Source organism: Bradyrhizobium betae (genome assembly GCF_050632175.1).
GTDB lineage: Bacteria > Pseudomonadota > Alphaproteobacteria > Rhizobiales > Xanthobacteraceae > Bradyrhizobium > Bradyrhizobium betae_B.
The window spans coordinates 2637115-2649653 of sequence record NZ_CP192576.1 but is presented as its reverse complement, the minus strand read 5'-3'; the positions used below and the strand labels follow the sequence as shown (position 1 = coordinate 2649653).

Annotated in this window: 8 protein-coding genes and 1 pseudogene; 6 read left to right on the top strand and 3 right to left on the bottom strand. The window is 64.9% G+C overall.

What is annotated here, in order from left to right:
- Positions 1–45 precede the first annotated feature (45 nt).
- From ACQ86E_RS12790 to ACQ86E_RS12770, 5 genes and pseudogenes are all read left to right on the top strand, one after another.
- Complete coding sequence (locus ACQ86E_RS12790; RefSeq protein WP_431205684.1) at positions 46–3009, top strand: 2-oxoglutarate dehydrogenase E1 component; 2964 nt, start codon at positions 46–48, stop codon at positions 3007–3009.
- 162 nt (positions 3010–3171) lie between these two features.
- The gene (odhB, locus tag ACQ86E_RS12785; protein ID WP_431205683.1) at positions 3172–4422 is read left to right on the top strand and encodes a 2-oxoglutarate dehydrogenase complex dihydrolipoyllysine-residue succinyltransferase; all 1251 of its coding nucleotides are present in this window, start codon (positions 3172–3174) and stop codon (positions 4420–4422) included.
- A 55-nt stretch (positions 4423–4477) separates the two neighbouring features.
- Entirely contained in the window at positions 4478–5239 is a 762-nt protein-coding gene (locus ACQ86E_RS12780; protein ID WP_431205682.1) for an SDR family oxidoreductase, read from the top strand.
- 56 nt (positions 5240–5295) lie between these two features.
- Positions 5296–6695, top strand: a pseudogene (lpdA, locus tag ACQ86E_RS12775) (dihydrolipoyl dehydrogenase).
- A 34-nt stretch (positions 6696–6729) separates the two neighbouring features.
- Positions 6730–7260 carry a hypothetical protein gene (locus tag ACQ86E_RS12770; protein ID WP_431205681.1) on the top strand — a complete coding sequence of 177 codons (531 nt, stop codon included), beginning with the start codon at positions 6730–6732 and terminating at the stop codon, positions 7258–7260.
- A gap of 137 nt (positions 7261–7397) precedes the next feature.
- On the opposite strand, the gene ACQ86E_RS12765 is transcribed toward ACQ86E_RS12770, so the two are convergent.
- Both ACQ86E_RS12765 and ACQ86E_RS12760 read right to left on the bottom strand, forming a co-directional pair.
- Positions 7398–7988: a DUF4337 domain-containing protein gene (locus tag ACQ86E_RS12765; protein WP_431205680.1), complete on the bottom strand. Its 591-nt coding sequence runs from the start codon at positions 7986–7988 to the stop codon at positions 7398–7400.
- Between the two features lie 95 nt (positions 7989–8083).
- Complete coding sequence (locus ACQ86E_RS12760) at positions 8084–9049, bottom strand: tyrosine recombinase XerC (protein WP_431205679.1); 966 nt, start codon at positions 9047–9049, stop codon at positions 8084–8086.
- Between the two features lie 111 nt (positions 9050–9160).
- Between ACQ86E_RS12760 and ACQ86E_RS12755 the strand changes: the two genes are divergently transcribed.
- Positions 9161–11371, top strand: a complete 2211-nt coding sequence (locus ACQ86E_RS12755) for a primosomal protein N' (RefSeq protein ID WP_431205678.1) — start codon at positions 9161–9163, stop codon at positions 11369–11371.
- Between the two features lie 204 nt (positions 11372–11575).
- Here ACQ86E_RS12755 and ACQ86E_RS12750 read toward each other — a convergent pair whose 3' ends face one another.
- Positions 11576–12085 (bottom strand): septal ring lytic transglycosylase RlpA family protein, encoded by a 510-nt coding sequence (locus ACQ86E_RS12750; RefSeq protein WP_431205677.1) that lies wholly within the window; start codon positions 12083–12085, stop codon positions 11576–11578.
- Between the last annotated feature and the right edge of the window lie 454 nt (positions 12086–12539).

The following is a 12539-nucleotide window of genomic DNA, read 5'->3' as shown; positions in this document are numbered from 1 at the left end:
AGCGCCGTTTGTTATGCGCGAACCGAAATCGCCAGGAACTCAAGTATGTCTCGCCAGGACGCGAACGCAGCCTTTGCCTTGTCATCATTTTTGCAGGGCACCAACGCCACCTACATCGACGAAATCTACGCCCGCTACGAGAAGGATCCGTCCTCGGTGGATGCCGAGTGGCAGGAGTTCTTCAAGAGCCTGAAGGACCAGCCGGACGACGTCCGCAAGAACGCCCAGGGACCGTCCTGGGAGCGTGACAACTGGCCGCTGACCCCGCAGGACGATCTGACCTCCGCCCTCGACGGCAATTGGGCCGAAGTCGAGAAGAAGGTCGGCGCCAAGATCGCCGCCAAGGCCCAGGCAGCCAACAAGGGCGCTGATTTCTCCTCCGCCGACATGCTGCAGGCCACGCGCGACTCCGTCCGCGCGTTGATGCTGATCCGCGCCTACCGCATGCGTGGTCACTTCCACGCCAAGCTCGATCCGCTCGGCATCGAAGCTCCGCGCAATCGCGAGGAACTCGACCCGCGCACCTACGGCTTCAGCGAAGCCGATTTCGACCGCAAGATCTTCCTCGATCACGTGCTCGGTCTCGAATACGCCAACTTGCGCGAAATCACCGCGATCTGCGAGCGGACCTACTGCCAGACGCTCGGCGTCGAGTTCATGCACATCAGCAACGCCGCGCAGAAGGCGTGGATCCAGGAGCGCATCGAGGGGCCGGACAAGGAGATCTCGTTCACCCGCGAAGGCCGCCGCGCCATCCTGATGAAGCTGGTCGAAGCCGAAGGCTTCGAGAAGTTCTGCGACACCAAGTTTACCGGCACCAAGCGCTTCGGCCTCGACGGCGGCGAAGCGCTGATCCCCGCGCTCGAGCAGATCATCAAGCGCGGCGGCAATCTCGGCGTGAAGGAAGTCGTGCTCGGCATGCCGCATCGCGGCCGCCTCAACGTGCTGACGCAGGTGATGGGTAAGGCCCATCGCGCGCTGTTCCACGAATTCAAGGGCGGCTCGGCCAATCCTGACGCGGTCGAAGGCTCGGGCGACGTCAAGTACCATCTCGGCGCGTCCTCGGACCGCGAGTTCGACGGCAACCGCATCCATCTGTCGCTCACCGCCAACCCCTCGCATCTCGAGATCGTCGATCCCGTCGTGCTCGGAAAAGTCCGCGCCAAGCAGGACCAGCATGGCGATCCGCCGGACCAGCGCATCTCGGTGATGCCGCTGCTGATGCACGGCGACGCCGCGTTCGCCGGCCAGGGCGTGGTGGCTGAGTGCTTCGGCCTGTCGGACCTGAAGGGCTACCGCACCGGCGGCTCCGTGCACTTCATCGTCAACAACCAGATCGGCTTCACCACCTATCCGCGCTACTCGCGCTCCTCGCCCTATCCGTCGGATGTGGCGAAGATGATCGATGCTCCGATCTTCCACGTGAACGGCGACGATCCCGAGGCCGTCGTGTTCGCGGCCAAGGTCGCGACCGAGTTCCGGCAGAAATTCCACAAGCCCGTCGTCATCGACATGTTCTGCTACCGCAGGCATGGCCATAACGAGGGCGACGAGCCGGCTTTCACCCAGCCGGTGATGTACAAGAAGATCGCGGCCCATCCGTCCACGCTCGAGCTCTATTCCCGCCGCCTCGTCAGCGAAGGCGTGATGACCCAGGGCGAGGTCGACAAGGCCAAGGCCGACTGGCGCGCACGGCTCGATGCCGAGTTCGAAGCCGGCACCTCCTACAAGCCGAACAAGGCCGACTGGCTCGACGGCAAGTGGGCCGGCTTCAAGATCGCTGACCAGGAAGAGGACGCGCGTCGCGGCGTCACCGGCGTCGACCTGCCGGTCCTGAAGGACATCGGCCGCAAGATCACCAAGGTGCCGGACGGTTTCCGCGTCCACCGCACCATCCAGCGCTTCCTCGAAAACCGCTCCAAGGCGATCGACGGCGGCACGGGTATCGATTGGGCGACCGGCGAGGCGCTGGCGTTCTGCACGCTGCTCAACGAGAACCACCACGTCCGCCTGTCGGGCCAGGATTCGGAGCGCGGCACCTTCTCGCAGCGCCACTCGGTCCTGATCGACCAGGAGGACGAGAGCCGCTACACGCCGTTCAATCATCTCGGCAACGAGCAGGGCCATTACGAGGTCATCAACTCGCTGCTGTCGGAAGAAGCCGTGCTCGGCTTCGAATACGGCTACTCGCTCGCCGAGCCGAACACGCTGACGCTGTGGGAAGCCCAGTTCGGCGACTTCGCCAACGGCGCGCAGGTCGTGTTCGACCAGTTCATCTCCTCGGGCGAGCGCAAATGGCTGCGCATGTCCGGTCTCGTCTGCCTCTTGCCGCACGGCTATGAGGGCCAGGGACCGGAGCACTCCTCGGCGCGTCTGGAGCGTTTTCTGCAGATGTGCGCCGAAGACAACATGCAGGTGGTCTATCCCACCACGCCGGCGAATTACTTCCACGTGCTGCGCCGCCAGCTGCATCGCGAGATCCGCAAGCCGCTGATCGTGATGACGCCGAAGTCGCTGCTGCGTCACAAGCGGGCGGTCTCGCGTCTCGAGGAGCTCGCCAAGGGAACGACCTTCCATCGCATCCTGTATGATGACGCCCAGATGCTTCCGAGCGAGGCGGTCAAGCTCGTCCCCGACGAGAAGATCCGCCGTATCGTGCTGTGCTCCGGCAAGGTCTATTACGACCTCTACGAGGAGCGCGAGAAGCGCGGCATCGACGACATCTACCTGATGCGCGTCGAACAGCTCTATCCGGTGCCGCTGAAGGCGCTGGTGGCCGAGCTGTCCCGCTTCAAGAAGGCGGAAGTGATCTGGTGCCAGGAAGAGCCGCGCAACATGGGGGCGTGGCACTTCATCGAGCCGTATCTGGAATGGGTGCTGAACCAGGTGAACGGCGTCAGCCGGCGTCCGCGTTATGTCGGCCGCGCCGCTTCCGCCGCGACCGCCACTGGTCTGATGTCCAAGCATCAGGCGCAGTTGAAGGCGTTTTTGGACGAAGCACTGAGCTGAGAAGTTCTTTAGGACGCTGTCATGCCCCGCGAAGGCGGGGCATCCAGTACTCCGCGGCGTTCGTTCAAAATACGAAGGTCACGGCGTACTGGATTGCCCGCCTTCGCGGGCAATGACGTTGAAATTCACGACCGCATTGGCGATCTCCTTAAGGAAAAGACCATGACTGAAATTCGTGTGCCGACGCTCGGCGAATCCGTCACCGAGGCCACCATCGGCCGCTGGTTCAAGAAGGCCGGCGATGCCGTCGCCGTCGACGAGCCCCTGGTGGAGCTCGAGACCGACAAGGTCACCATCGAAGTCCCGGCACCCTCTGCCGGCACGCTGAGCGAGATCATCGCCGCCGATGGCACGACCGTCGCGGTCGGCGCGCTGCTGGGCCAGATCACGGAAGGTGCCGCCGGCGCTGCAAAGCCCGCCGCCGCGCCCGCAAAGCCCGCTGCCGCTGCTCCCGCCGCCGCGGCTGCTGCTCCCGCACCGGCGCCCAGCGCGCCGAAGGCGCCGCCGGCCGACGCCCCGCTCGCGCCCTCCGTGCGAAAACTCTCCGCCGAGACCGGCGTCGATGCCTCGACCGTTCCGGGCTCCGGCAAGGACGGCCGCGTCACCAAGGGCGACATGCTCGCCGCGATCGAGCGCGCGGCCTCAGCGCCGACCCCGGTCAACCAGCCCGCCGCCGCCGTGCAGGTCCGTACCGCCTCGCCGGCCGATGACGCCGCGCGCGAAGAGCGCGTCAAGATGACCCGCCTGCGCCAGACCATCGCGCGCCGCCTCAAGGACGTGCAGAATACCGCTGCGATGCTCACGACCTTCAACGAGGTCGACATGACCAACGTCATGGCGCTGCGGGCGCATTACAAGGATGCATTCGAGAAGAAGCACGGCAGCAAGCTCGGCTTCATGGGCTTCTTCACCAAGGCCGTCGTGCAGGCGCTGAAGGACATCCCGGCGGTCAACGCCGAGATCGACGGCACCGATCTGATCTACAAGAACTACTACCACATCGGCGTTGCCGTCGGCACCGACAAGGGCCTCGTCGTGCCCGTGGTGCGCGACTGCGACAACAAGTCGATTGCCGACATCGAGAAGGGCATCGCCGATTTCGGCCGCCGCGCCCGTGACGGTCAGCTCAAGATCGACGAGATGCAGGGCGGCACCTTCACCATCACCAATGGCGGCATCTACGGCTCGCTGATGTCGACCCCGATCCTGAACGCGCCGCAGTCCGGCATCCTCGGCATGCACAAGATCCAGGAGCGGCCGATGGTCGTCGGCGGCAAGGTCGAGGTTCGCCCGATGATGTATCTGGCGCTGTCCTACGATCACCGCGTCATCGACGGCAAGGAAGCCGTCACCTTCCTGGTGCGCGTCAAGGAGAGCCTGGAAGATCCGGCGCGCCTCGTGCTCGATCTCTGATCCCTAGTGCTTTGCGAGCGCCGTCGCCTGTAGGGGCGACGGCGTTTGTCGAAAGATGGAGGCGCGCGTGACGGATAAAGTCGTTGTCATCACCGGTGGCAGCCGCGGCATCGGGCGGGCGACCGCGATTGCGGCGGCCGCGCGCGGCTATCGCGTCGTGGTCGGCTATGCCAGCAACAAGGCGGCCGCCGACGAGGTCGTCAGCCTGATCGAGGCCAGCAACGGCAAGGCCATCGCGGTGAAATGCGATGTCGCCGAGGAGCGCGACATCGTCGACCTGTTCAAGCAAGCCGACAAGTTCGGCACGCTCGGTGCGCTGGTCAACAATGGCGGCATCGTCGGCACCAGCGGCGTACGCGTCGACGAGATGTCAGCCGAGCGTATCCAGCGCGTCATGGCGGTCAACGTCACCGGCTCTATCCTCTGCGCACGCGAGGCCGTGAAGCGGATGTCGACCAAACATGGCGGCAAGGGCGGCGTCATCGTCAATCTGTCATCGGTTGCGGCCAAGCTCGGTGCGCCCAATACCTATGTCGACTATGCCGCGTCCAAGGGCGCGATCGATTCCTTCACGACCGGACTCGGCTACGAGGTCGCCGGCGAAGGCATTCGCGTTGCGGGCATTCGCCCCGGCCTGATCGACACCGAAATCCACGCCTCCGGCGGCGAGCCGGACCGACACCATCGCCTCGCGCATATGGTGCCGATGAAGCGCGTCGGCACCGCGGACGAAATCGCAAATGCCATCGTCTGGCTGATGTCGGACGAGGCCTCCTACGTTACCGCAGCCACGCTCGATGTGTCCGGCGGACGCTGACGCGCCGCGCGGACGCTGCACATCCTCATTAGTTTAAACTTACGGGACTTTCTCTCATGGCATCCTACGATCTCGTCATCATCGGCACCGGGCCTGGCGGTTATGTCTGCGCGGTGCGCGCCAGCCAGCTCGGCATGAAAGTCGCCGTGGTCGAAAAGAACGCCACGCTCGGCGGCACCTGCCTCAACGTCGGCTGCATGCCGTCGAAGGCGCTGCTGCACGCCTCCGAGATGTTCGAGGAAGCCGGGCATTCCTTCGCCAAGATGGGCGTCAGCGTCTCCGCGCCGAAGCTCGAATTGCCGGCGATGATGAACTTCAAGCAGCAGGGCATCGACGGCAACGTCAAGGGCGTCGAGTTCCTGATGAAGAAGAACAAGATCGACGTGCTCAAGGGCACTGGCAAGATCCTCGGCACCGGCAAGGTGGAAGTCTCCGCGGACGGCAAGTCGCAGGTCGTCGAGACCAAGAACATCGTGATCGCCACCGGCTCGGACATCGCGCGTCTCAAGGGCATCGAGATCGACGAGAAGCGCATCGTGTCGTCGACCGGCGCGCTGTCGCTCGACAAGGTCCCCGGCAAGCTTCTGATCGTCGGCGCCGGCGTGATCGGCCTCGAGCTCGGCTCGGTGTGGAAGCGCCTCGGCGCCGAAGTCGTCGTCGTCGAATTTTTGGATCGCATCCTGCCCGGCATGGACGGCGAAGTCGCAAAACAATTCCAGCGCATCCTCGAGAAGCAGGGCTTTGCGTTCAAGCTCGGCGCCAAGGTCACCGCCGTCGACACCTCGGGCAAGACGCTGAAGGCGACGATCGAGCCTGCTGCCGGTGGTGCCGCCGAGACGCTGGAGGCCGACGTCGTGCTCGTCGCGATCGGCCGCGTGCCCTACACCGATGGCCTCGGCCTGAAGGAAGCAGGTGTCGCGCTCGACCCCGCGGCCGCGTGCAGATCGATCCGCACTTCGCCACCAGCGTGAAGGGCGTCTATGCCATCGGCGACGTCGTCGCAGGCCCCATGCTCGCGCACAAGGCCGAGGATGAAGGCGTTGCTGTTGCGGAGATCATCGCAGGCCAGGCCGGCCACGTGAACTACGATGTGATTCCGGGCGTCGTGTATACCACGCCGGAAGTGTCCTCCGTCGGCAAGACCGAGGAGGAACTGAAGCAGGCCGGTGTGGCTTATACGGTTGGGAAGTTTCCCTTTACCGCCAACGGCCGTTCCAAGGTCAACCAGACCACCGACGGCTTTGTGAAGATTCTCGCAGATGCGAAGACCGATCGCGTGCTCGGCGTGCACATCATCGGTCGCGAAGCTGGTGAAATGATCCATGAAGCGTGCGTTCTCATGGAATTTGGCGGCAGCGCGGAGGATCTCGCGCGCACCTGCCACGCCCATCCGACCCGCTCCGAGGCCGTCAAGGAAGCCGCGCTTGCAGTGGGCAAGCGGGCCATCCATATGTAGGCCACGGCCCGAGCCGAATCGGGCGGGACAACACATGCTGCGCCGCCTTCTTCAACCGGTCTGGGTCCTGCTGGCGATCATCTTCCTGATCGAAGCCTGGCTGTGGGACCATCTCGAGCCGATCGTCGCGCGGGTTGTCGCCATCATCCCGCTCGCCCGCTTCAAGCAATGGCTGACCGAGCGTGTCGATGCGCTGCCGCCGGCCATGACGCTGATCGTGTTCGCGGTGCCGATCCTTCCGCTGTTTCCGCTCAAGCTGGTCGGCCTGTATCTGCTCACGCATGAATACTGGCTCACCGGCATGTCCACCTTCCTGTTCGCCAAGATGGTCGGCGTCGGCGTCACCGCCTTCGTGTTCGACGTCACGCGCGACAAGCTGCTCGAGATGCGCTGGTTCGAGCGAATCTACGATATCGTGCTGAAGCTGCGCGCCAAGGCCACCGAGCTGGTCGCGCCGATCAAGCAGCGCATCCGCGAGCTGATCTCCGGCAACGGCGAAGGCTGGTCGTCACGGACGCTGCGCCTGATCCAGCGGTTCCGGAAGAGCGTGCACGAAGCGCGGTGAACGTTCGGGCCGATTTCGCCTGCCTCACCCGTCATTGCGAGCGAAGCGAAGCAATCCAGAATCTTTCCGTGGAGGCAGTCTGGATTGGGTCGTCGCTTCGCTCCTCGCAATGACGTGGAGGGATCAGCCACAACCCCTCAATGCAGATGCAGCAGATGCGGCCACCACAGGCCGAGCGCGGTCATAAGGATGCCGCCCAGTGTCAAAACCCCGGCGACATAGGCGAGCGCGAACATGCCGGTGATGATGGTGGCCGACGCCAGCACGATGCCGATCTGGAAGGCGGCCGACGCCAGCTCGAAATGATGGTACTTCGCGGTGGCCTCGTCGCGCTCGTGTTCGGCATGCTTGGCCTTCTCGGCGAGCTGCTCGGTGCCTTCGCCGGTCTCGGGCTCGGAGCGGTAGCGCTGCGCGGTCTTGGTCCAGTCGTCGATCTGCTTCTGCACCGTCGCCTTCAGGGCGTCGTCGGTCGTGTTGGCCAGCGTCAGCTTGCCCTGCTCGGCCGCAGTCACCACCACGGTGCGGCGGATGCTCTTGGCCTGGAAGAACGCCCAGAGATTGGCGCCCTCGACATTCTTGCTGATCGATTCGGTCTGGGCGCCCTTGCCCAGCGTCTCGGAGATCGCCAGGAACAGCGCCAGCACGGCGATCAGAAGGGCGATCTTCTTGTTCGAGCCGGACGCGTGCTCGGCGTGCTCCGCATGCTCCATGCTTTCATGTGCACTCATGATTCCATTCCCCTCCGGTTCGGTTCCGCAACGATTGACCGAACCGCGCGCCCTGCGCAAGAGGCACACACGTCATGACAGCTTCATGTCAGGATTCACCGCCGCGGATGGGCGCTGGCATAGACTTCCAGCAGTCGCTCGGAATCGATGCCGGTATAGATCTGCGTGGTCGAGAGCGAGGAATGGCCGAGCAATTCCTGGATCGCGCGCAGATCGCCGCCGCGCGAGAGCAGATGCGTCGCGAAGGAATGCCGGAGTGCGTGCGGCGTGGCGCTGTCGGGCAATCCCAGCGCGCCGCGCAGCCGCTCCATCGCGAGCTGGATGATGCGCGGACTGAGGGGGCCGCCGCGTGCGCCAAGGAAGATTGGGCCCTCGGCGGGCAGCGGATACGGGCACATCGAAACATAGTCCTGCACCAGCGCGAGCACGTTCTGTAGCACCGGCACCATGCGGGTCTTGTTGCCTTTGCCGGTGACGATCAGCACGTCGCCTTCGCCGGGCCGCGGCACCTCGCGGCGCTTCAGGCCGAGCGCCTCGGAGATGCGCAGGCCCGAGCCGTACAGCAGCGCCATCACCGCGGCGTCGCGCGCCAGAATCCAGGTCTCGCGGTCCTCGCCGGCACGCTCGTCGGCATCCGCCAGGCGCTTTGCCGACGCCATCGGCAATGGCTTCGGCAGGCTTTTTGCTACCTTCGGCGCGCGGATCGCCGACAATGCGCCGACCTTGCCCTTGCCCTCGCGTTCGAGGAAACGGCCGAACGAGCGCAGCCCCGCGAGCGCGCGCATCAGCGAGCGGCCGGCGATGTCGTCGGCGCGGCGCATCGCCATGAAGGCGCGAATATCGGTGGCTTCCAGCTGGGCGAACCGCTTCAGCGTGACGCGTTCGCCCCAATGGGCGCAGAGGAAATCCAGGCACTGCCGCAAATCGCGGGCATAGGCCTCCAGCGTCTTCGGCGACAGCCGCCGCTCGGCGCCGAGATGCGACAGCCAGCGCGTCATCTCCTGGGCGATGTCAGGATCGGCGCTGGCGAGCTCGATGGGTGGGGCGGCCGCTTTGCTCATGCGCTCTGGACGTGGTGATTCCACCCAGTATATCGCATCACACCCGTTTACTGTTCGCTAAGGCGCGCCCGTGGCGCTAGCCTCCAAACGTCAGGTTCCGATTCTCCCTTCATGGATCATACGTCGCGCAGCAACGCCGCCCCCGCCAACGCGACCCGCATGGTCGACGTGCTGGTGCCGGTCGCGCTCGACCAGACCTATTCCTACAAGGTGCCGCGCGGCATGGAGCTGAAGGCGGGCGATCTGGTCGGCGTGCCGCTCGGGCCCCGCGAGGTGCTCGCCGTGGTCTGGGCCGAGAACGCCAACCCCGATCCGCGCCTGCACAATCGCCTCAAGGAGGTCAGCGAGAAGCTCGACCTTCCGCCCCTGAAGCCCGAGCTGCGCTCGGTGGTCGACTGGGTCGCCAATTACACGCTCAGCCCGCGCGGCATGGTGCTGCGCATGTGCCTGCGGATGGGCGAGAACCTCGGCCCCGAGCGGATGCGCGCCGGCGTGCGCCTGGTCGGCGATCCCCCGCGGCGGCTGACGCCGGCGCGGCAGCGCCTGCTCGAGGTGCTGTCGGACCGCCTTCTTCACGGCAAGTCCGAGGCGGCGAAGGAAGCCGGGGTCTCCGCCGGCGTGATCGATGGCCTTGTCGACGAGGGCACGCTCACGGTCGAGCCGATGCCTCCGCCCCCACCTCCGCCCGCGCCCGATCCGGATTTCGGCCGGCCGGATTTTTCGCCGCTGCAGCGCGCCGCCGCCGATACGATGCGCGCGCTCGCGGCCAATGGCTCGTTCCACGTCGCGCTGCTCGACGGTGTCACCGGTTCGGGCAAGACCGAGGTCTATTTCGAGGCCATTGCGGAGTGCATCCGCCGCGGCAAACAGACTCTGATCCTGATGCCGGAGATCGCGCTCACCGGCCAGTTTCTCGACCGCTTCGCGCAGCGTTTTGGCGTGCGGCCGATCGAATGGCATTCGGAACTAACGCCGCGCACCCGCGCGCGCAACTGGGCGGCGATCTCCGCGGGCACGGCGCCGGTCGTGGTCGGCGCGCGCTCGGCGCTGTTCCTGCCTTACGGCAATCTCGGCCTCATCGTCGTCGATGAAGAGCACGACCAGGCCTACAAGCAGGACGAGGGCGTGCACTACCACGCCCGCGACATGGCGGTGGTGCGCGCACATATCGCAAAGATTCCGATCGTGCTGGCGTCCGCCACACCCTCGGTCGAGTCCGAAGTCAACGCGCGAAAAAACCGCTATCAGCGCATCGCGCTGCCCTCCCGCTTCGGCGGCCAGCACATGCCGCATATCGAAGCCATCGACATGCGCCGCGAGCCGCCCGCGCGCGGCCGCTTCATCTCGCCGCGGCTCGCCTCCGAGATCAGAGCCGCGATCGAGAAGCGCGAGCAGGCGCTTCTGTTCCTCAATCGCCGCGGCTACGCGCCGCTGACGCTGTGCCGGGCCTGCGGCCATCGCTTTGCCTGCACCATCTGCGACGCCTGGCTGGTCGATCATCGCTTTCGCCAGCGGCTGGTCTGTCACCATTGCGGCTTCTCGATGCCGCGCCCGCAGACCTGCCCGCATTGCGCGGCCGAGGAATCCCTCGTGGCGGTCGGACCCGGCGTCGAGCGCCTGCAGGAAGAGGCCGCCGCGCTCTTCCCGGATGCGCGCACCATGGTGCTGTCGAGCGATCTCATCACCTCGATCGAGACGATGCGCTCCGAGCTCAATGAGATTGCCGAAGGCCGCGTCGACGTCATCATCGGCACGCAGCTCGTCGCCAAGGGCCATAACTTTCCCCGGCTCAATCTGGTCGGCGTGGTCGATGCCGATCTCGGCCTGTCCAATGGCGATCCCAGGGCGTCGGAACGCACCTGGCAATTGCTCAACCAGGTGATCGGCCGCGCCGGACGCGAGCAGGGCCGCGGCGTCGGCTATTTGCAGACCCACCAGCCCGATCATCCCGTGATGAAGGCGCTGATCGCCTGCGACCGCGAGGCCTTCTACGACAGCGAGATCGACCTGCGCGAGCGCACGCTCTATCCGCCGTTCGGCCGGCTCGCGAGCCTGATCATCTCCGCAGGCGATCGTCCGAGCGCCGAGGGCTTTGGCCGGAGGCTCGTTGCGCTCGCGCCGCGCGACGAGCGCGTGGTGGTGCTGGGGCCGGCGGAAGCGCCGCTCGCGGTCATCAAGGGCCGCTATCGCTTCCGCATCCTGGTGAAATCCGCGCGCGGCTTCGACCTGTCGGATTATTTGCGCAACTGGCTTGCTGTGTGTCCGAAGCCGAAGGGCAATCAGAAGCTGGAAGTGGACGTCGATCCGCAGAGCTTCTTGTAGGCCCGACTGTCATTCCGGGGCACGCGAAGCGTGAGCTTTGGTGCGCAATTGCGCACCATAGCTCGCGACTTCGTCGCGCCCCGGAATGCCAGCACGTAAAAAGCCCGCCGTCCCCCAAGACGGCGGGCTTGTTTCGCCCGTGCTGATCTCGCCGCTCACATGTCCGCAGACAATGACGAGACCTGCGCTTTGACGCTGGAGCGCTTAGGAGACCACTTCCGCGGTGACGCGGCCGACGCCGCGGCCGGTGAGGCCGATGGCGCGGGCTGCGCCCGTGGAGAGGTCGAGCACACGGCCGCGAATGAACGGGCCACGGTCATTGATGGTGACGATGACGCTCGAGCCGCCGTGGGTGACGCGCAGCTTGGTGCCGAACGGCAGCGAGCGGTGCGCTGCGGTCATGGCGTTCTGGTTGAAGCGCTGGCCCGACGCGGTCCGGCTGCCGGACTCGTTGCCGTAATAGGAAGCCATGCCGGAAAAGGAGCGCCCGGTGCCCGATGATGGCGTCATCGACGCATTGGCGTTGCGCCAATCAGGGGTCGCGTTGGTGTCGTTCTGGGCGTGGTGGCGGTGATGGTGGTGAGAATACCGGTGGTGATGCCTGGATTTGGCGGAAGCCTCGGTGGCAGTCCCACCGACGAGGAGAGTTGCGGCAACAAAAGCGATCGCCGTACGCGGCCGGGTCACAGAGCCCAGCGTCAACAAAGACAGCATATAGTGGTCCCTAAGCTAGTATTGCCACATATGTGGCCAGTGGAGCCCCCATCAGTTTGCGAGCGGATTGGCGTTTGGTTTCGCAATGAGGCATGAATTGGGCAGTAAATCCGTTCTGTGTCGTCATGTAACATCTTGTTATTGGCACCGATGTTGCAGCTGATGTTTCGTATTCTTGCATTTTAACAATTTATTAACCTCGTAATTACTTATGAATACTGAAGAGCGAAGTCATCACACTCAGTGTTTAGAATTGGGTAAGTATTCGGCGGCCGGCGTAGTCAGTCACGGTTTCACGCCTCAGCGATCCGTGTTCATGGCGGCTATGCGCTGAGGGCAGGAACGAATAGGCGCAATGGCGCGGTTAAGGCTCACGGCAATTCCGTGGCGTGGCACGTCGTCGTCCAAGATGGGGCAGGGTGGTCGAACGTGTGGTCGCTACGCTGCAAGCTGC